At 59.2% G+C, this 20,598-nt stretch carries 17 protein-coding genes and 1 tRNA gene; 4 read left to right on the top strand and 14 right to left on the bottom strand.

The features are described 5' to 3' along the window. Positions 1-56: 56 nt before the first annotated feature. Positions 57-1,241 carry a delta-9 fatty acid desaturase DesA gene (gene desA / locus BW43_RS22575; RefSeq protein WP_032884873.1) on the top strand — a complete coding sequence of 395 codons (1,185 nt, stop codon included), beginning with the start codon at positions 57-59 and terminating at the stop codon, positions 1,239-1,241. A gap of 188 nt (positions 1,242-1,429) precedes the next feature. Then, positions 1,430-2,431: a sensor domain-containing diguanylate cyclase gene (locus tag BW43_RS22580; protein ID WP_032884871.1), complete on the top strand. Its 1,002-nt coding sequence runs from the start codon at positions 1,430-1,432 to the stop codon at positions 2,429-2,431. 65 nt (positions 2,432-2,496) lie between these two features. Here the strand turns inward: BW43_RS22580 and BW43_RS22585 are convergent, their stop codons facing one another. The 3 genes from BW43_RS22585 to gabD all read right to left on the bottom strand — a co-directional run bounded on the left by BW43_RS22585 (position 2,497) and on the right by gabD (position 6,748). Beyond that, entirely contained in the window at positions 2,497-3,705 is a 1,209-nt protein-coding gene (locus tag BW43_RS22585; RefSeq protein WP_032884869.1) for an HDOD domain-containing protein, read from the bottom strand. A gap of 139 nt (positions 3,706-3,844) precedes the next feature. Then, on the bottom strand, positions 3,845-5,122 hold the full coding sequence (gene gabT / locus BW43_RS22590) for a 4-aminobutyrate--2-oxoglutarate transaminase (RefSeq protein ID WP_032884867.1): 1,278 nt from the start codon (positions 5,120-5,122) through the stop codon (positions 3,845-3,847). Positions 5,123-5,305: 183 nt separating this feature from the next. Continuing rightward, positions 5,306-6,748: an NADP-dependent succinate-semialdehyde dehydrogenase gene (gabD, locus tag BW43_RS22595; protein WP_032884866.1), complete on the bottom strand. Its 1,443-nt coding sequence runs from the start codon at positions 6,746-6,748 to the stop codon at positions 5,306-5,308. 358 nt (positions 6,749-7,106) lie between these two features. Here gabD and BW43_RS22600 point away from each other — a divergent pair. Continuing rightward, positions 7,107-7,183, top strand: a tRNA-Arg gene (locus BW43_RS22600). A 287-nt stretch (positions 7,184-7,470) separates the two neighbouring features. Here the strand turns inward: BW43_RS22600 and BW43_RS28125 are convergent. The 4 genes from BW43_RS28125 to BW43_RS22615 form a co-directional block, all read right to left on the bottom strand. Next, a complete protein-coding gene (locus BW43_RS28125; protein WP_081797600.1) occupies positions 7,471-10,248 on the bottom strand; it encodes an AAA family ATPase in 2,778 nt (925 codons plus the stop codon). After that, complete coding sequence (locus BW43_RS22605) at positions 10,245-11,825, bottom strand: hypothetical protein (RefSeq protein ID WP_050442802.1); 1,581 nt, start codon at positions 11,823-11,825, stop codon at positions 10,245-10,247. The genes BW43_RS28125 and BW43_RS22605 overlap by 4 nt, the downstream gene beginning before the upstream one ends. After that, positions 11,825-12,730 carry a YafY family protein gene (locus BW43_RS22610; RefSeq protein ID WP_032884864.1) on the bottom strand — a complete coding sequence of 302 codons (906 nt, stop codon included), beginning with the start codon at positions 12,728-12,730 and terminating at the stop codon, positions 11,825-11,827. The genes BW43_RS22605 and BW43_RS22610 overlap by 1 nt, the downstream gene beginning before the upstream one ends. A 475-nt stretch (positions 12,731-13,205) precedes the next feature. Beyond that, the gene (locus BW43_RS22615; RefSeq protein ID WP_032884862.1) at positions 13,206-13,646 is read right to left on the bottom strand and encodes a hypothetical protein; all 441 of its coding nucleotides are present in this window, start codon (positions 13,644-13,646) and stop codon (positions 13,206-13,208) included. 361 nt (positions 13,647-14,007) lie between these two features. On the opposite strand from BW43_RS22615, the gene BW43_RS22620 reads away from it, so the two are divergent. Next, a complete protein-coding gene (locus tag BW43_RS22620; protein ID WP_050442801.1) occupies positions 14,008-14,595 on the top strand; it encodes a hypothetical protein in 588 nt (195 codons plus the stop codon). A gap of 475 nt (positions 14,596-15,070) precedes the next feature. Here BW43_RS22620 and BW43_RS22625 read toward each other — a convergent pair whose 3' ends face one another. From BW43_RS22625 to BW43_RS22655, 7 genes are all read right to left on the bottom strand, one after another. After that, entirely contained in the window at positions 15,071-15,670 is a 600-nt protein-coding gene (locus BW43_RS22625) for a hypothetical protein (RefSeq protein WP_032884860.1), read from the bottom strand. After that, a complete protein-coding gene (locus tag BW43_RS22630) occupies positions 15,667-16,239 on the bottom strand; it encodes an RNA polymerase sigma factor (protein WP_032884859.1) in 573 nt (190 codons plus the stop codon). The genes BW43_RS22625 and BW43_RS22630 overlap by 4 nt, the downstream gene beginning before the upstream one ends. Before the next feature lie 153 nt (positions 16,240-16,392). Beyond that, the gene (locus tag BW43_RS22635; protein WP_032884858.1) at positions 16,393-18,015 is read right to left on the bottom strand and encodes a VWA domain-containing protein; all 1,623 of its coding nucleotides are present in this window, start codon (positions 18,013-18,015) and stop codon (positions 16,393-16,395) included. A gap of 215 nt (positions 18,016-18,230) precedes the next feature. Next, a complete protein-coding gene (locus BW43_RS22640) occupies positions 18,231-18,881 on the bottom strand; it encodes a DUF799 domain-containing protein (protein ID WP_032884857.1) in 651 nt (216 codons plus the stop codon). Continuing rightward, complete coding sequence (locus tag BW43_RS22645; RefSeq protein ID WP_032884856.1) at positions 18,878-19,240, bottom strand: DUF4810 domain-containing protein; 363 nt, start codon at positions 19,238-19,240, stop codon at positions 18,878-18,880. Before BW43_RS22645 ends, BW43_RS22640 begins: the two co-directional genes overlap by 4 nt. Before the next feature lie 29 nt (positions 19,241-19,269). After that, complete coding sequence (locus BW43_RS22650; RefSeq protein WP_032884854.1) at positions 19,270-19,950, bottom strand: CsgG/HfaB family protein; 681 nt, start codon at positions 19,948-19,950, stop codon at positions 19,270-19,272. 38 nt (positions 19,951-19,988) lie between these two features. Beyond that, positions 19,989-20,570 (bottom strand): hypothetical protein, encoded by a 582-nt coding sequence (locus BW43_RS22655; protein ID WP_032884853.1) that lies wholly within the window; start codon positions 20,568-20,570, stop codon positions 19,989-19,991. Between the last annotated feature and the right edge of the window lie 28 nt (positions 20,571-20,598).

Here is a 20,598-nt window from a genome sequence, read left to right as displayed (position 1 = left end):
AAAGCCAGTGATAATGCGGGTGCTATTTTTTTCTTTATCAGAGGGCCAAACAGCCTATGTGGTACAACGGTTTTCTTGACCTGTCAGCCTGGCAACTGGTTGCAGTCACTCTGTTGATGACCCACGTGACCATTGTTGGGGTCACGGTTTATCTGCACCGCTATTCAGCCCATCGCTCCCTGGAGCTCAATGCCGGCCTGAAACACTTCTTCCGCTTCTGGCTGTGGCTGACCACGGCGCAGAACACCCGCGAGTGGACCGCTATCCACCGCAAACACCACGCCAAGTGCGAAACCGTCGACGACCCGCACAGCCCTGTGATCAAGGGCCTGTCCACGGTGCTGCGCAAAGGCGCCGAGCTGTACCGCGCCGAGGCCGAAAACCCCGAAACCCTGCGCATCTACGGCAAAAATTGCCCGGATGACTGGATCGAACGCAAGATTTACACCCCCTACCCGCTGCTGGGCGTGGCGATCATGGGCGTAATCGATCTGCTGCTGTTCGGCACCATCGGCATCACCATCTGGGCGATCCAGATGATGTGGATCCCGTTCTGGGCCGCCGGCGTCATCAACGGCCTGGGCCATGCCGTGGGCTATCGCAACTTCGAATGCCGTGACGCGGCGACCAACCTGGTGCCGTGGGGCATCATCGTCGGCGGCGAAGAGTTGCATAACAATCACCACACCTATCCCAACTCGGCCAAGCTGTCGGTTAAGAAGTGGGAGTTCGACCTGGGCTGGGCGTGGATCAAGCTGTTCAGTTTCCTGCGCTTGGCCAAGGTCCAGCGTGTGGCGCCGATTGCTCATCGCGTCGAGGGCAAAGGCCATCTGGACATGGATACTGCCATGGCGATCCTCAACAACCGCTTCCAGATCATGGCCCAGTACCGCAAGTTGGTGATCGGCCCGCTGGTCAAGCAGGAGCTGGAAAAGGTCGATCACTCGGTGCGCCACCAGTTCCACCGTGCCAAACGCCTGCTGTCGCGGGAAACCAGCCTGCTGGATGACCGCCACCACCTACGCATCCAGAGCATGTTGGAACATAGCCAGGCCTTGAAAGTGATCTACGAAAAGCGCCTGGCATTGCAGCAGATCTGGCTCAAGACCAGTACCAACGGCCACGATATGCTCGCCGCCATCAAGGAATGGGTGCACGAGGCCGAGGCCAGCGGCATCCAGTCCCTGCGGGATTTCGCCCACCAATTGAAGACCTATTCGCTGCGTCCTGCGGCAGTCTGACAAAGCCGTGGGAGGGCTTGCCCTCCCACGCATCCTCTTTTTGGCGTCATTTTCCGGGCACCGCCAATCGGCACCGTTCACGGAACTTCATCGCATTTACCCTCTCTCAATGAACACTTCGCCATCATGGTGGCCCCTTGTTGTGACCGCTGCTAAATCCTGCGGCGCGCCCAGAGAGAGTTGTGCCGATGGTTCACGAAATGCCCTTTCCTACCGACATCGCTACCGCTGACCCCCCGCGTCCGGCTGCGGCAGCGACCCTGCTGGCACTGGTGCATGCCCAGGGCGAAGTCGAGCGGTTGAGCGAGCGCGAGCAATTGCTGAGCTCACTGCTGGTCAGTGTGAATGCCGTGCTCTGGGCCATCGATTGGGAGACCCGCCGCGTGCTCTACGTGAGCCCGGCCTACGAGCGGATATTCGGCCGTTCGACCGGGCTGTTACTGGCCGATCATCGGGAATGGCGCAACAGCATTCACCCCGAAGACCTCGACTACGCCGAACACAGCCTGGCCCGCGTGCTGGAACAGGGCGCCGTGGAAGATCGCGAATACCGCATTATCACCGCCGACGGTCAGATCCGCTGGCTGAGCGACAAGTGCTACATCAACCAGCAGGCTGAGCCCGGCGAGCCGCTGATCGTCGTGGGCATGGCCGAAGACATCACTGACAAGAAGCAGCTGGAACTGGAGCTGCACCGCCTCGCCACCACCGACGTTCTGACTCAGAGCAGCAACCGCCGGCACTTCTTCGAATGCGCCAACCAGGCCTTCGACACCGCCTGTGCCCAAGGCGCGCAACTGGCCTTCCTGTTGCTGGACATTGATGATTTCAAGGACGTCAACGACACCTATGGCCACCTGGAAGGCGACCAGGTGCTGCGGCGTATCGCCGAGAGTGGTCGTGGCGTATTACGCCGTGGTGACCTGTTCGGGCGCATTGGCGGCGAAGAATTTGCGGCCGTACTGCCGGGTTGCGCGCCGGAGATGGCCTTGCAAGTGGCTGAGCGCCTGGGCAAGGAAATCCAAGAGCTGAGTTTCAGCTACGAAGGCCAAGCGTTCGGCGTGACCATCAGCCAGGGCCTGGCCAGCCTCACTGAAGAAGACTCGACCCTGGACAGCCTGTTCGCCCGGGCCGATGCCGCCATGTATGAGGCGAAGCGCCAGGGCAAGAACCGCGTGATTGCGGGTTAGGCTCATCCCCCACTCTATGCAACAGCAGAGATGACGTGTGGGAAGGGCTTGAATGTCATCACCCTCTAGGCCTTGCGCACCCGCGTCAGCTCAGACAAACCGATCTTGAGCAAGCGCGCGGTCTTGCTCACGGCCAGCGCTTCCAGACCTTCATGTTCGGTCAGTCGTGCCATCTGCGCCGCCAGGTTCACCACCAGCGCATCCCGGGCATACACCCCGCCCTCCAGTGAATAAATCGCGGCGATCAGCTGGCGCAACTCCAGCGGCAAGCGCCAGCGCGCCCGCAACGCCGAACCAAAGGCGGCGCCGAAGGTGTAAAGGGACTCACCAATTGCTTCGTCATCCAACGCCCCGCCGCCCTGGCGCCAGTCTTCCAGGCAGCGCAGCAATGCCAAATCACCCAGCCGATGCAGAATGCCGGCGGCGTAACAGCGCTCGTGATCCAGCTCCAACATGCGCGCCAGGCGACCGGCAAAGTCGGCGGTGTCCTGGGACACCTGCCAATGACGCTCGGCGTAAGCCTCCAAGCCCGGGTCGCCCAGCACCACATTGTGCTTGAGAGCCAGGCCGAGGATCAGGTTCATGCTTTGCCCAGCGCCGAGCTTATGCAAGGCCGACGGTAGCGTCTGCACCGGCTTGCCGTGATGGCCGGCGCTGTTGGCGGCAGCGACCAGCACGGCGGTGATCTGCGGGTCCATGCGCACGAGGTCTTCCAGGCGTTTGAGGTCCAGGCCATCAGGCCCGAGGCTGGCTTGTACGGCAGCTTTCACATCGACCCGCAACGGCGCGCCATCAGACGCTTCGCGACGACGCTCCAGGAACACGGGCAACGTCATGCCGGGCGCCAGCGGCGGAATTTCGCAGTACACGTTTTCGCCTTCATTAAGCAGCAGATCCTGCAGGCGCTGGGTCAGGCTTTCCATGTTCAGGGGTTTGGTGAGGTACGCCGTGGGCGCCAGGGGCAAGGCTTCACGCACGCTGGCGCTGTCATTGCGACTGCTCAGCAAAATAAACGGTAACGCGGGCGAGCGGCGTTGCTGGCGGACATTGCGCAGCAGGCTCAGGCCGTCGATGCCCGGTAGCTCCCAATCCGCCAGGATCAGGTCGTAGCCCTTTTCGCGCAGCAACGTAGCCGCGTGCTGCCCATCGGCACACACATCCAGCCGCGCGTCGCAACGCACATTCAACAGCACTTGCTTGAGCAGATCCCGCGACCAGGGATCCGCCTCGGCAATCAACACACGGGGTACAGCCGGTAAATCAACAGCAGTCATCCAGCACGCTCCATCGGCAATGCTGCAACCTTAGACAACGCAAGCCCATACGTACAATGAACAAGGCCTGAATACGCGGCAACGGGCACAAAAAAACCCGCCGAAGCGGGTTTTTTCTGTCGCAGAGGTCAGCTTGCGCTTACAGCTCCGAGAAGCACTCTTCGATGATCGCCAAGCCTTTGTCCAACTGCTCGTCCGGCGAGGTCAGCGGGACCAGGACGCGCAACACGTTGCCGTAAGTGCCGCAGGACAGCAGGATCAGACCCTTGTCGCGCGCCTTGGCTACTACAGAGGCAACGGCCGCTGCGTTTGGCTTGTGGCTGTCGCCGTCTTCGAACAACTCGACCGCGATCATTGCGCCCAGGGCACGCACTTCACCGATCACCGGGTACTTGGCCTGGATAGCTTTCAGACCGGTCACCAGACGCTCGCCCACTGCTTTGCAGCGGTCCAGCAGGTGCTCTTCTTCGAACACTTCCATCACCGCCAGCGCAGCGGCGCACGCGATCGGGCTACCGGCGTAGGTGCCGCCCAGGCCGCCTGGAGCGATGGCGTCCATGTATTCAGCCTTGCCGCACACACCGGCCAGCGGGAAGCCGCCAGCGATGGATTTAGCGAAGGTGGTCAGGTCGGCGGCAACGCCCATCTGTTCCATGGCAAAGAAGGTACCGGTACGGCCGGCACCGGTTTGCACTTCGTCAGCGATCAGCAGGATGCCGTGCTTGTCGCACAGCTCGCGCAGGCGCTTCATGAACGATTTAGGCGCGACGTAGAAACCGCCTTCGCCCTGCACCGGCTCAATGATGATGGCTGCGATGTCACGCGGCTCGGCATCGTTCTTGAAGATGCGTTCGATGCTGGCGATGGAATCGTCGTCGCTCACACCGTGCAGCTCGTTCGGGTACAGCGCGCGGAACACGCCGCCTGGCATCAGGCCCATGCCGGCCGAGTAAGGCACGACTTTGCCGGTGAGGCCCAGGGTCATCATGGTACGGCCGTGGTAAGCGCCGGTGAAAGCGATCACGCCAGCACGGCCCGTGGCGGCACGGGCGATTTTCACGGCGTTTTCAACGGCCTCGGAACCGGTGGTGACCAGTAGGGTTTTCTTGACGAAATCACCTGGCACCTTAGCGTTGATCTTTTCGCACACTTCTACGTACGGCTCGTAAGCCAGTACCTGGAAGCAGGTGTGGGTCAACTTGTTCAGTTGCTCGGTCACGGCGGCGATGATTTTCGGGTGCACGTGGCCGGTGTTCAGCACGGCGATACCGCCGGCGAAGTCGATGAACTCGCGACCTTCAACGTCGGTCACGGTGGCGTTCTTCGCCGACTCAGCGAAGATCGGGTGAATCTGGCCAACACCGCGTGGTACAGCGGCTTCGCGGCGTTTCATCAGGGATGCGTTGGTCTTGCTCATAAAGTCCTCATTCGCCACTCATCGGGTGGCGTGGTCCAAGGAATACGTGGCGGGGAGGCAACTACGGCAGCATGCGATGATCGACTGCCACAGCTTTCCCGGCCACTACGAATAACGGTGTGAAACACGCAAAGAGTCAGCGCTCTCGTGCCCTTTGCGTTTACTGCAATGCCAAACCGGGGCTTAGATGCCCAGGCAGAGGTATTTGATTTCCAGGTAATCCTCGATCCCGTACTTGGAGCCTTCACGGCCCAGGCCCGAGGCCTTGATGCCGCCGAACGGCGCCACTTCGTTGGAGATCAACCCGGTGTTGACGCCGACCATGCCGTATTCCAGGGCTTCAGCCACGCGGAACACACGGCCCAGGTCGCGGGCGTAGAAGTAGGAAGCCAGGCCGAACTCGGTGTCGTTGGACATCGCGATCACTTCGGCTTCGTCCTTGAAACGGAACAGCGGCGCCAGCGGGCCGAAGGTTTCTTCCTTGGCGACAGCGGCGTTTCTCGGCACGTCGACCAGGATGGTCGGTTCGAAGAAGTTGCCTTCCATGACCTTGCCGCCGGCCAACAGCTTGGCGCCTTTGCTCAAGGCATCCGCGATGTGCTCCTGAACCTTAGCCACCGCTTTTTCGTCGATCAGCGGGCCGGTAGTGGTGCCGTCTTCCAGACCGTTGCCGATCTTCAATTTGGCCACCGCGACTTTCAGTTTTTCGGCGAACGCGTCGTAGACCGAGTCCTGAATGTACAAGCGGTTGGCGCAGACGCAGGTCTGACCGTTGTTGCGGTACTTGGAGATGATCGCGCCTTCGACGGCCTTATCCAGGTCCGCGTCGTCGAACACGATAAACGGCGCGTTGCCGCCCAGTTCCAGGGAGACTTTCTTGATGTCCTTGGCGCATTCAGCCATCAGTTGACGACCGATTTCGGTCGAGCCGGTGAAGGACAATTTACGCACGATCGGGTTGCTGGTCAGCTCGCCGCCGATGTCACCAGCGCTGCCGGTGACCACGCTCAACACGCCTTTCGGGATACCGGCACGGTGGGCCAGCTCAACCAGCGCCAGGGCCGAGAACGGGGTTTGCGACGCAGGCTTGATCACCATGGTGCAACCGGCGGCCAGGGCCGGGCCGGCTTTACGGGTGATCATCGCGGCAGGGAAGTTCCAAGGAGTGATAGCTGCGGTCACGCCGATTGGCTGCTTGATCACGATCAGGCGCTTGTCGGGCTGGTGGCCGGGGATCACGTCGCCATAGATGCGCTTGGCTTCTTCGGCGAACCACTCAATAAAGGACGCGGCGTAGACGATTTCGCTCTTGGCTTCAGCCAGCGGCTTACCTTGTTCGAGAGTCATCAGGCGACCGAGGTCGTCCTGGTTTTCAATCAGCAGTTCGAACCAACGGCGCAGCTTGTTGGCGCGCTCCTTGGCGGTCAGCGCACGCCAGGCCGGCAGGGCCTTGTCGGCGGCTTCGATGGCACGGCGGGTTTCCGCGGCGCCCATCTTTGGCACGGTACCGAGAATCTCGCCCGTGGCAGGGTTGTTGACCTTGATGGTTTGACCATTGTCCGCATCGACCCAAGCGCCATCGATAAAGGCTTGCTGGCGGAACAACTGGGTATCTTTAAGCTGCATGTCGGCTTTCCTTAACAGCACCGCGCGCACGCGGAGCGAATTAGAGTTGTTGAAAGGCGCCTTGTGGGCTGCCGTCAGGGAAATCAGCCCCAGCACGCGAGAAAGATGAATGCGCACGGGAGACAGAGCGTTTGAAATCTCAAACGAATCCTAGGATCAATGGGGGTACAGGGCAATAGTCTGTTCGAAAAAAAGAACGAAAATGGCGCATTAGCCAGAACTTTCAGATCAGCGCGCTCCCGCCACGTTCCCACACCGTTACCACCGGCGCCCGACTTAGGGCCTTTTCCTACCGGTCTAGCGCCAAACACCAGCATGGACGCCCAAGGACGACATGGGTATGATGTCGCCCGCACAAGCATCCGTAGCTCAGCTGGATAGAGTACTGCCCTCCGAAGGCAGGGGTCGTGGGTTCGAATCCCGCCGGGTGCACCAGATACAGATAAAAAGCCCCAGGTCGAAAGACCTGGGGCTTTTTTGTGGGTGATTCTTTGTAAGCCTTGGGGCGCAACTTTATGGAGTTTCCGGATAGTTGCATCGCATATGGGCTCTTGTGATCTCAGGCCGGCAGTCGGCACTGCTCCTAGCCTGCAATCCTGCGTTAGGTGTGTTGTCACGCATTGAATAGGGCTTTGGTCTGAACGTAAATAAATCTGTCCCCATTTTCCGTCCATTTTCCGCCCCGCCCAATGCCGCAATGCTTGCCTGAATGGATGTCTGTTTTAGGATTTGTCTCCCTTGAACCAGGATGGGAAAAAACCGCCTTGTAGCTTTATTTCACCGCCCAAAAGGTTTCCGGCCAAGGCTGAAGCTAATGCAGTGCCCACTGTTTTGCCCTGGGAGGCGGTGCTTACAGAACTACGCGGCTTGGGTTTCACCTCGGCGCGGGCTTTGTCTGCAGAGTCATCACATACCACAGGCGTGTAACCCTGTTCGATCAGGACGGTACGGGCCTCGTCGCTGAGATTGGGGTTATTCGCCAAGCAAGTTTGCAGTGTTAGGTCATCACTGTTGGCGAACTTGAGTTGCAAGTAGCTGGGCAGCAGCGGGTTGCTAGCAAGGTTTAGACTGATGTGGGAGTGGTGAATATATCGCTCAATCGCTACCAATACTTTGATGGCGTCAGCACTTAAGCACGGGCTGCTCGCAAGTTTCGAATAAGCGTCCTCGAAGCTGCTGTTTCTGAATGTATGCGTACCGATGTCTTCAGGAATCGTGATCTCTTCGTCACCCTGCTTAAGCTGTGATAAGACGACTTTGACCTGTGCCTCAGACAACGCTTGCAACAGCAACGACAACTGGACATGCGCGCTGATATTCGGGTTCTCCGCAAGTTTGAATACGTGGTTCTCATCACCGAGCAACACCATCTGCGCGTCCTCAGACAGGTTCTCCAACCTGATCAACGCATTCACGATCTGATGCTTATCGTGAGTCGCAATTTTCCTATGAAGCGACGGATCCAGTACCGGGTTGTTGATAAACGCGAGGAACTGCTCCGCATGATTGTTAAGCACCACCTCCCACAGGCTTTCCACCAACTGTGCTTGTAGCTCCACCGACAACGTCGTCTGCTTGCAAATCTCCAAGCGCGTAGCGTGCTTCTTGCTGTTATTGAATAGCGCCAGCAACACCTCATCGCTCAGGTGGGAACACGCCAGCAGGTTCTCCTCCTGGATATAGTCGCTGCCATCCCACTTGCCCAGCTCGCTGGCCAACAGGTCCATGGGCGCACGTGGGTGCAGGCAACTGAGTTGATAGGTGGTCATATCAAAGTCGGCGGATTTCTTGTCTTTGCTCAAGCAACCGGCCAGCAACCGCTCGGTGCAGTTGGGGTTGCGGTACACGCTGCGGCGAACTTCGGCATCAGTATCCGTGCTGAGTTTTTCCAGCAGGTCATCCGGGCACTCAAGGTGACACGCCACTTCTTTGCGGCGCATCGGGTTGGGGCTGTCGGCCAGCTGGATCATCTGCGCAATGCTCAGCCCGTCGATTCGCGAGGCCGGCTTGAGCTTGAGCTTTTCAAACAACACCTCGTATTTGCCGACTTGCTCACGCAGGGTTTCTCGCAGCGGCACCGTGGTGCGGATCGCTCGTTCGATGTCTTCGTGGGTCAGCGCTTGCCCGTCCAGAAAGGCGCTCTCGCGCGCCTCACCTACGGCGTTCTGAATGTCGGCGCCGGAATAGTCGCGACACAGCGCCGCCAGGGTCTGTTGCTGCTGCTCTGTGAACTGCCGCCAGTCGTCCTTCAGGTGAATATTCAGAATGGCCGAGCGTTCCTTGGCATTGGGGAAGCCGACGTAGAACACCTCATCAAAACGGCCTTTGCGCAGCAACTCGGCGGGAAGGGCGCTGATGTTGTTGGCGGTGGCAATCACGAACACGGCGCCGGTCTTTTCCTGCATCCAGGTCAGGAAGTAACCAAACAGCCGAGATGAAACCTCCGAGCCTTCGCCGCTGCCCATCCCGACGAAGGCTTTTTCCAGCTCGTCGATCCAGAGAATGCACGGGCTGACGCTTTCGGCCATGGTCAGTGCGCGGCGCATGTTGTGCTCGCTTTCACCGACGTACTTGCCCAGCAGCGAGCCAATATCCAGGCGCAGCAGCGGCAATTGGAACAGATGGGCAGCGGCCTTGGCGGTAAGGGATTTACCGCAGCCAGGCATGCCCGCGATCAGTACGCCCTTGGGCGCCGTCACACCGGCTCGTTCGGCTTCATCCAGGCGGCGGAAGATTTCAGCGCGGCGCTTGAGCCAATGCTTGAGGTTTTCCAGGCCGCCGATGTCGCTGGCCGTCTCACCGACCTTGACCATTTCCAGCACGCCACTTTTGGCGATGATCTGTTCTTTCTCATAATGGATCAGGCCAAGGGCTGCATCGTTCAGCTCAGGGTGAGGCTGTCGAACCATGGCCAGCACCTGACGGATTTCCTCTTCGCTCAACCCGCTGCACGTGGCGGCCAGGCGTGGCAACAACGCCTTGGGAATACTCAAGGCGTGCTCTACGGAGAAGGCCTCGATTTGCGCAAGAATGTCCTCGCGCCCCGGCAAGGGCAGCGGTAACAAGGTAATTTGCGCTTCAATCTGCGACGCAATGAACAGGCTTTCGGCAACCAACACCACCGCACATTCGCCGCGATAATGGCGCTGGATACGGTTAAGCAGTTGCTTGAGGCGTGCGATCGCCAGCGGCTGGTTTTCCAGGGCGGACTTCGCATCCTTGATCACGATCAACTTGCGGCTCAGGTCCTCGTCCGCCAGCGCTGGCAGGCAGTGCGCCAACTCGGTTTGGGAGGCGTCGGTGCGCGGTTGCTTGGTGTGAAAGTCTACCCAGCCATAGGCGAGGTTCCACTCCATGACATGCAGACCAAGGCTTTCGCCGGCCTGCGCAAGCACCCGGTCAACCCGCGCCTCTTCGCTGGACTGAATGTAGAAACCGGGGTAGCCGGCGCTCAAGTGCGCGTGGAGTTTGTCGTTCAGCGCTGCGAGGCTGGAGCTCATGCGAACAGTCCTTTGGCAAAGTTACCCAGACTGCTGGCCAGCGCCTTGGCGCCTTCCACCACACTGGCCGTGACGCGATTGACCACAGCCACCGACGCCTGCACCAAGCTTTTACTGGCCTCGAACAACTGCTCACCGACCACCCCGCCGGCCATGGCGCCAATCATGCCACCGATAAACCCGCCAGCGGCGATACCAGGTGGGCCGAACACGGTGCCAATTGCCATGCCCAGTGCACTGCCTTTGGAGCCCGCGGCAATCGCAAACACCGCCGAAGTGGTGGTTTGGCCCATGCGGTTGAGCGCTTCTTCCTTGGACAGTTTGCCGGTGGCGAGTTGGTAGAGAATTTTGGTATTGGCTAAGGCGATACAGGCAATATTCGCAAGCTGGCCCGCCGGGGTGCGCTTCATGATGGCGCCGAGCAAACCATTCTTGGCCGCCACCACCAACGCACCGCTGACGGCCACCTGGGTGAAGACCTGGGCGGTGCTGCTCAGGGAGCTGTTGACGAAGTCGCTGAGGTCTACGCTGGCCGGTGGGTTCTCCTTGCCCATCAGTGCATTCCAGGTACGTCGCGCCAAAATACGCACGCCGTGCAAGCCCGCCGCGATACTTGCACCGACCAGCGCCTGCTTGCCGATCTGCTTGCCCACATTAATACGGTTGGTGTCGCTCCATTCATACTGGCGCGCCTCCGCTTCCTCGCGGGCCTTGCGCTGCCACTCCAGCGCCTGTTCCTTGCTCAGTGGCTCGGATTGCACACCGTCGATCTCAACGACTTCGGTGCTGTTGGCGATGTCTTTGCCTTGACCCTCGGGCACCAGGCGTTTTTGCTCGCCGTATTCGCCGCGCTTGAACAACTGTTCGGTGGCTTTGGCATCGCTGCCGTATTTGGACTGGTACTCATGCACCACATTGCCCTGGCCGTCGACGATCACGATGTCGACCGAATTCAGGCCGTTGGAGTTAACGACCTTGGCCCGGTATTCGCTGCCTTTGGTCACCGCGTCGATATTGAATGTGTCGACGTGATGCTGCTCGGCGATAAAGCCATCCAGGTTCGGCGAAAAACTGATGTCGCCATTGTTGTTGGTGATCATCACCCTGGCACCGGCCGTGGCTTCGGCCAGGGCCACATCGATGCGCGTAGCGTATTGGCCCACACCAACCGCGCCGCTGACGCCCGCGCCTTTCTCCAATTCGCGTGCGATCCAGCTGGCTTCGCTTTGCCCGCGCTGCAAGTGCCCACGCAAGGAGCTCGCCGACTCATTGAAGCGTATGACCGACGTCACCACTTCCTTGGCCGTCGCCAACCGATCCGCATCGCTTTGCCAAAGGGTAGGATGCTTGCCGAATTCCTGCGCCAACCACTCTTCGACGGGCATGTGCGAATGCTGCTCGCTGGAATGCACGAACTCGGACAGCAACCGGGCAGTGGCCTCGGTGTTATCCGCGCCGCCCCACATCTGCGTCTCAATGACCTGCGCCTGTTGCGTCTGGTGCTCGTCGCTGCTCAGCAATACGCCGTCCAGTGGGATAAGTGAGGTGGACTCAGTCGCGTTTACCGGTGGGTTCATTACTCAGTTCCTGTGGTGGGTTGGGTTGCAGTGTGCAAGTAGTGTTCAAGTTCGCGGTACAACTGCGCCGCAAGCCAGGCCGGTTCCAGCACGCGTACGTGAGGAACCCAATACTGGATGATCGGCAAAATCTGGTTGGCATGACTGATGGTGCTGCTGACAATCAGCTCCCCGCTGCCCAGCGTCCGGACAACCTGCTGCCCTGGCACCACCGGGCGGCGCAAAAAGTAATAAGCGATGGCGGGTGCAACCGAGAGCTGCACCGTGATCTTGGTTTTGCTGAACCAGATATCGTCGTCTTCTTCGATCTGAAGATGCACCGCCGGCTGCGCAACGAACGACTCGTTGGTAACGTGCAAGACGCTGATGCGCCCTAGGGCAAAGGCCTTCAACTGACCCGCCTCGGTGGCCGCCAAGTACCAGATACCTTTGTTATTGACCAAGCGATAAGGGCACAGCGTGCGCGGCTTGCCCGCATACATCAGACGGCACTGGCGTTGTTGGCGAATGGCCTCGTTCAACTGCCGGAACGGCTGGTCATGGGGCTCTACGTTTTCGTGATGGTTGGCTTTGACCAGAAAATTGCGCTGCTCATCCGGCGCCAGCAACGAGCGAAGAAACCGATGGCCGTTGTTCGGAAACAGTCGGTTAACTCCCGTGACCTTTGCAAACGCCTCAAGATCACGCGGCTGCAGCTTGCCTTGATGCTCCTTGGTCAGTTGGTAGCGCCCATCGGGCAGGCGTTCGACCACATCGGCGAGCCGGCTCAGGTCGCGGTAAATGGTGCGTTCACTGACACCAAACTGCTGCGCCAAGTCATAGCGGCACAGCGACTCACCTTGATTAAGCTGCAAAAGGATATCCGCCAGCCGAAGGGCCAGGGTGTCGTGTAGCGGTGTGGCCATGATTGGCTGCCCAAATCCGTTTGAAGATGCACTGACCTTAATGCTCGCCACTGACAGGTGATGTCAGTGGCAATAATTCAGGGGTGTCAATGTGCCATTAATTAAGGGTGAATCAAGGGTTTTTTGGGTGGGGTGGGTGGTATTCAAAGGCGGGGTAGGGTTTGGGTGGCTGATGCTAAGGTTTTAGCGGCGGGGATGTGGGCGTCGATCAGTCGTCGTTGATCTTGAACGATGTGTTCACATCGCTTGCACCTCTGGGGGCTCGAATTGATGAGCTGTCGTATTAACCAGTACGCCGTAGGGGATTGGCTGGAGAGGTACGTCTAATGTCGGGCTATTTTACTGTGTGGATGACTGTCTGCTATCGGCCAGAAGGCGGACATTCGATGCGGACAAGGATCTAGACGACCTCTCGCTCTCGACTTCAGGACGCAGCAACACAGCATGCATTCCTGCGAGCAAATTAACGGATCGTTTACTCGGGAATTCCGGTCAATGTATGCACTACGCGCATTGCGCAAGGCGGTCGGGCCCCTTCCGGGTCGAGCTGTTCGCATTTTTTCAGCAGCGGATAGGCATCGGAAAATTTCATAGCGGCCACCTGTTCGGCGTGCTGCTGCGAAACAAAGCAACGCTCGAACCGAAAGGCGGCATACACCTCGGGCAGCAATGCCGGATAATCGTAAACCTCATCGACGATACTCTTTAGCATCTGGGACATCTGCCCGTTGGCTGCCGGGGAAATTTTGGTGAGCAGATCATCCTTGGCGACGCCCGCTTGCCTGGCATCAATAGCTTGCTTCGACGCACCGATGGATGCCTGCATTCCCTGCGGAAACGGACAATCAGACCCCGCCAATGCCGAGGTCGACGCCATGCAACTCAGTAAAGTGAAAACAGCGGCCATCCTTGTCATGGAATTTCCTCGTTTGTAGCAAGCATTGTCGAAATAAGCTGAGGATTCTAACCAATGCCAGTTGATGATGCGCTCAATTGACCTAGTCAGCTCCGGGTCGATTACTGTCAGTCAGGCGCAAAATCAACAGCTTTATCGGTGATGGATTGGAACGCCTGTGTTTACAGACCATAAAACACGGGGCTACAGAACCATTACTAGCCATCCGTACCACTTCCCTCGCCACTTCACGCTATGCTCGTTGCAGTCAGCGGTACCGCTAGGGGCTGTACATTGATGCCGCAGTCGGACGGAGGGCTAACAAACGGTTCAAGTCGTTCGTTTTGCTCGCCGGCCTCTTAGCCAAACGTCAGGACACACCATGGATCCGATCGCTTCATTTCTTTGGGATATTTTCAAAAATGTTCTCGGCAACCGCGCTGATGCATTCTTTTTCGGAAAGAACGAGCCCGAGCCAAAACCGCCTGAAGTCGAAGAAGTACCAGCTCCCGAAAAGCTGGACGAGAAAGTCACCGCCAAAGCTCGCAGATTCAAGACATTTGATGCCGTATACGACCTAGAAAAAATTCTGTCTTACGTTGATGCCCCGATTGTTCACCTGCTCATTGAGGATAGTCCGAGCTCTGCCTACAACCTCCCTGGCTATGTCCTGGAATCTGGAAGCACGGGAGAGTGGTTTGTATTTTCCCGTGGTCGTTTGGCGCTTCAAGGCTCCGGTGGCGGACATAACAATACTGAAGGCGTCTTTTCCCTGCTCTCCGCAAAGAAGACAACGATTGGAGCATGGGTGGTCGAAAAGAAACTTCTTGATCTCTTCGAGAATGGCCAAGCGTTATGGCCAGAGGTCAAGCAAGAAGCAGTTCCCCTGCTGGCATTTCTTTCTGAGGAATACTCTTGGTCGGAAATTCAAAAGCAATTTCGAGCCTTGAGTACTAATAATGCTTCCTAACTCTACGCTCAACCAAAGTCTGCGCGATAAGACCGCGCGGCTCTGGTTGGCTCCACGTTAGCGTCCGCTTAGGTGCGAAAATGACCTGATGCGAGTGGCTCCTTTTGGCCGATTGCGGCCGCTTACATGGGCCGCTTGGATTTATTGCATCACTCAGGCCGATACTTGGGAAAGATGCCTAACTACGATAGGAAAAGACGACAGACTCAATGCCGTGATTACTGCAGTCGGCCACGCGGCGGGTATAGCGTGCGAATGCCACAAATTTGCCACACTCACTCCGCTAACCACGGCGAAAACCGGCTAACCTCCGATACCACAACCCATTGATTCCCCAGCTAATCCGTCGCTAACGTATTGATTTTAAAAGTCGACTTTTAGGACTCCGAAAGCGGGGCTCGTGGGTTCGAATCCCGCCGGGCACCAGATACAGATAAAAAGCCCCAGGTCGAAAGACCTGGGGCTTTTTTGTGGGTCAACGCTTGTACAACGCCTCCAGCCGTGCCGGCAGGTTTTCCTCGGGGAAGCGCGCGTGCAGCGCCAGCAGTTTTTCATCCGCGGCTTTGCTTTCACCCGCTTCACGCAAGCGCACAATCGCCTGCAACTCCTCCTCCAATGACGGCAGCGCGAGAGGCGCGCGCTTGCTCAGCTTTGCCGCGGACTGATCTGCCAGCGCTCCGGCGATCTCAGCCTGAACCGGTGCACTTTCAACCTTGGGCGCGGCGGCGATGCGAGCCATCGGTGCAGGGGCGGACAACGCTTGCGGCGCAGGGCGAGCGGCTTCTTCGTGCAAGGCGGAGAAGGTCGCTGTGGATATCTCGGCTTGCGGCACCGGTGAGCGCATGACCACGCCGATCATCAGCGCCAAGCCGGCCACGGTGGCGAATGCCATTTGCCAGCGCGGGCGTTGGCAGGCGTGCAGCCAGCGTTGCCACAAGCTCGGTTGCGGCGCCGGGGCTTCGCGGCGGGCGGTGTTGAGGATGAAGGCGTCGAGGGACGCGGGCGGTTCGCCGGGGCTGTGTTGACGAAAGTGCTGGAGCAGCTCGTCGTCAGGGGTGTGTCGGGAGTCAGTCATACAGGTACCTCCTCGGCCAGCAGACGACGCAATTTCTGCTGGGCGTAGCGCAAGCGGCTTTTTACGGTTTCCAGCGGCGCGTGGGTGAGCGCGGCGATTTGCGGCACGTCCAAATCGCCGTGCAGGCGTAGCAGGAAGACTTCGCGCTGGTCTTCGGGCAAGGCTTGCAGGGCGGCGTCGAGGCGCGCTTGGTCGCGGCTCAGGCTTAGCTGTTGCTCAGGACCGGCGCTGTCGTCGGGCTGGGCGTGCAGTTGCTCGTCGTAGCTGTCGTGCAACGGGTTATGGATGCCGTGCTTGCGCCAGTAATCGATCAGGCGGTTGCGGGCGATCTGGAACAGCCATGTACGAAAGCTCGCCCGACCTTGTGGCTGGGTGCTGCTGCGGATCAGGCTGAGCCAGGTCTCCTGGTAGATTTCCTCGGCCAGCTCGGCCTTGTTGCTCAGGGACACGAGGAAGCGGTAGAGGCCCTGGCGGTGGCGCGCGTACAAGACTTCGAACGCGGCGGCCTCGCCGGTGCGGTAGCGGGCCAGCAGGGATTCGTCGCTGGGTGGATCATCGGGAACAGCCATGTAGGGGGCAAACTCCTTTTGTAAAGTTAACGCTGTTCAAGTGTGGGAGGGGGCTTGCCCCCGATAGCTGTGGGTCAGTCAAAAATGTACTGATTGATCTACCGCCATCGGAGGCAAGCCCCCTCCCACATTTGATCCGTGTCGTGGTTAAGATCAGGGTTTTAGGCTTTGGGCCAATTCCACCAGTTGCACGAATTCATTTCTCAGGCCGAACGGGTCATCGCCTCGCGCCGAGCGGGCGAGTGCGGCGGTGTCCTTCAAGCTCATGTTGCCAGTGTAGCGGCCATCGCCCTTGAGCTGTTGGGCGAAGGCGGCCACCGCCGCCGTGAAACGCAGGTCGTCGCTGGCCTTAGTGGTTTCGTTGCTGATGGGCCGTTCGATCAAGCGGCTATCACCGCCCGCCGCAGGCTTGTAGCGCACGCGCACCATCGCCAGTTCATTGGACTTACCTTCCGCCGCAGGCGCGCTGGCATAACGCAACGGCTCCAACCAGCCCTTCTCGCCCTTCGGCACAATTTCGTACAGCGCTGTCACGGTATGTCCTGCGCCGATCTCGCCGGCGTCTACCTTATCGTTGTTGAAATCCTCACGCTTCAAGGCGCGGTTTTCATAACCCAGCAGGCGATATTCGCTGACTTGGGCCGGGTTGAATTCCACCTGCAATTTCACATCCCGCGCCACCACTGCCAGGGTTGAACTGAGTTGGTCCACCAGCACCTTACGGGCTTCGCGCAGGGTGTCGATGTAGGCGTAGTTGCCGTCGCCCGCATCAGCCAGTTGCTCCATCAGGTGTTCGTTGTAGTTATCCACTCCGAAACCGAGGGTGGTCAGTGAGACACCGCTTTTTCGCTGCTCGGCGGCCATCTGCTTGAGGCTGTCGAAGTCGCTGATGCCCACGTTGAAGTCACCGTCAGTTGCCAGCAGGATGCGGTTGATGCCCTTGTCGATAAAGCCTTCGCGGGCCATCTGGTAGGCCAGTTCGATGCCGGATGCGCCTGCCGTGGAACCGCCGGCGGTGAGTTGATCAATGGCATTGCGGATCTTGGCCTTGTCGCGCCCCGATGTTGGCTTGAGCACCACGCGGGATTCACCGGCATACACCACCAATGAAACTCGGTCCTGATCACGCAACTGGTCCACCAGCAATTTCAGTGTGCTTTGCACCAGCGGCAAGCCTTCGCGGCGATCCATGGAGCCGGACACGTCCACCAGGAACACCAGGTTGGCCGGTGCGAGCTCCGCCACTGCACGGTCGGACGCCTTGATGCCGATGCGCAGCAGTTGGGTGCGCGGGTTCCATGGGGTGGCGGCAACTTCGGTGGTCACGCCAAACGGTGAGCCATCGGTGGGGAGTGCGTAGCTGTAGGGGAAGTAGTTGACCATTTCCTCCAATCGCACAGCGCCTTCGGGCGGCAGGCTGCCTTGGTTGAGGAAGCGTCGTACGTTGGCGTAGCTGCCCGTATCGACATCGACGCTGAAGGTGGACACCGGCGTTTCGGACGCACGGTGCACCGGGTTGTCCGGCAGGTTGGCGTATTGCTCGCGGGGTTCGCTGCGATAGTCCATCGCTGCTGATTCCTGCATGCGCATTGGGGCGGGCATTGCCATGCGTTTGACCAACGCGCCTTGGACAGGCGCGCTTTGCAGCTCGGCGACGGGGGCAGCCGGTTGGGCCAGCTCAGGCGAAGACGACAGCCCACACCCGGCCAGCGCTACCAGCACGGTAACCGCAAAGCCTTGGGCAGCAGGACGCAGGAAGAGCAGAGGGTAGGACATGGGCTGAGCCTCGTGAGTGAATAATCCGTTCACAAGGTCAGACGCAAGGTGCGGGTGGTTCGGGTTAAACCTGATTCAGAAAACACTGCAGTTCAAGTGTGGGTGGGGGCTTGCCCCCGATGGGGATGGGTCAGTCACCCGATGCAGTGATTGACACTAAGCCATCGGGGGCAAGCCCCCTCCCACATTGATCTGAGGCGCGTTCAGAATCGAGGTCAGTCCGTGCCGTACTTCGGGTTACGCGGGCCGTACAGGATGCCGGCGCGTTGACCCGGCGACAGCAATCGCGCACTGGTGATGCCGGCAATCGGGTGCGCCGCATCGGTGGAGCTGTTGATCACCTGCTTGACCGCTGCCGTAATCAACATGCCCACCAGGCCGCCACCGTTGTTGTTGCCTTCCTCGCTGGACGCACGTGCGGTGCCGGTCCACAGGGTGGTGCCGGTGCGCAGGTCCACCAGTTTGGCCGAGGCGGTCACGGCAGTGTCGCTGGTGATCAGCATGTACTTGGTGCCGTACTCGCTGACGGTGATGTACAGCGCCGCGTCCGCGCCGAAGATGTCATGCAGCTTGGTCGGCGCCAGGCCTTGGATATCGTTGGCGGTGGTCAGGCCGTTCTGGCGGAAGGTTTCGTCCACCAAAGCGATCGGCAACACGTAGTAACCAGCTTCGGCCAGCGGGTAGGTCACTTGCGAGACCAAGCTGTACGAAGCCTGCACTTCCGGCGATTCGTTGATCGGTGGCAGCACCAGGATCGATTTCGGCCGAGCCTGTTTATACGCCGTGTAATCCACGGTCTTTGGCGTCGCGCAACCGCCGAGCAAAGCCAAGGCCAGCAGGGCGCCAGTGAGTTTCAACAGGCTCATTTGGTGGCCACTCCGGTCTTGGCGTTTTTCAGCAGAAAGTCCATGTAAGCAGCGGACTCGGGGAACAGTGCCTTCTCGGTGCGGAACTCCTGCACCATCTGGTCATCCTTGCCCATGCTCAGGTACAGCATGCCCAGGTGCGCGTGGTAACCCGGCGGTGCCTTGCGACCACTGGCGTTGATCTTTTGCAGATCGCGCTCCAGTGCCTCGACCTGCGCTTCCTTGGGCTCGCCCTTGAAGTACTCGTAAACCTGCGGCTGGTAGCTTTCCCATTGATACAGGGGTTGGGGCGCCGTGTGGCACCCGGCGACCGCCGCGATTGCTGTCAGCATCAGCGCCAACTTCACTGCCTTGCTCATCCGTGTACTGCTCCTTGAGGTTTTGCTGATCAGTTGCGCGGGTTCCAGGCGCCGGCGTTGATGCCGTCGACGAGGCGGTTGATCGCTTCGCGCATGGCCAGGTCCAGAACCTTGCCATTGAGGGTGGAGTCGTAGCTGGCGGTGCCGCCGAAGCCGACCACTTCACGGTTGGACAGCGCGTATTCACCGGCGCCCTGGGTGGAATACACCACTTCGGACGTGTTGATGTTGACGATATTCAACGCGACTTTGGCGTAAGCCACTTGGGTCTTGCCACGGCCGAGGATGCCGAACAACTGGCGGTCGCCGGTTTCTTTACGACCGAACTCGGTCACGTCGCCCGTTACAACATAGTCAGCACCCTTGAGCTTCTGCGCGGTGCCTTTGATCGCAGCTTCCTGGGAGATTTCGCCCATGTTGTCGCGGTCCAGCACGCTGAAGCGATTGGTTTGCTGCAGGTGAGTGATAAGGATGGTCTTGGCCTGACCGCCGAGGCGGTCGACGCCATCGGAGAAGATGCCGCGCATGTAGCTGGAGCGGTTGTCGAACTTACCTACAGCAATCGGCACGCGCACGCCGGAATAGGCGACGTTTGCACTGGCGACTTGCTCCACCGGCAGGGCTCGGTTGCTTTCGGTGGCGCAACCGGCCACGGTCAGCAGCGCTGCGGCGGTGAGGCCTGACAGCAGGATTTTGGAGAGTGCTTTCACGTAGTGCTCCTGAGGTGATAAATCGGGGGTAGATAGCGTTAGCGAGAAGGAATGGCGCGCAGGTCATCGACGATGTCGCGACTCAAAACGCCGGTATAAAAACGCTCGACGCTGGAGTTACCGGAGTTGGTGATAATGCCGCCCATGGTTCTCCATTTTTGCGCCTCGCCCATTACGCCAGCAGGCACAAGGTTGTTACGCGTCTTGGCAAAATGCAGCACCTCGCCAGCGCCCTTCTTGACCTTGACCTGATAGCTGAAATCGACAGCGGCCAGAATGGTGTTGTCATCAACGATCAACGTCGAGAGGCCGCCTTTTGAGTCCGGGATATGGCGCGTATAGACAATGCTGACATCCAGCAGGTAATCGGCCTTTTCTTTGCTCGGCGCATAACGCTTGGCGCTGAGCAGACGGTCGACCAGATCGACGCCGAGTTGTTGGCGAACCTTGTCATCCGGCAAAAAACGCTCGTTCTTGCCCACGACCTCAACATCAAACGTGTCGAGCCAGTAAGTGGCGTTCTTGGGAATGGTGACCGGCGCCGGGGAGATGTAGTACTCCGGCTTGGAGGCGCAGCCCGCCATCAGGCAGGCAGCAATGAAAATGGCGAACACGCGCATGTATGACTTCTTCCCTGAAAAGTATCGT

Origin of the sequence: Pseudomonas sp. RIT357 (assembly GCF_000632245.1) — a bacterium.
Taxonomy (GTDB): domain Bacteria; phylum Pseudomonadota; class Gammaproteobacteria; order Pseudomonadales; family Pseudomonadaceae; genus Aquipseudomonas; species Aquipseudomonas sivasensis.
This window is presented reverse-complemented; position numbering and strand designations above follow the sequence as displayed.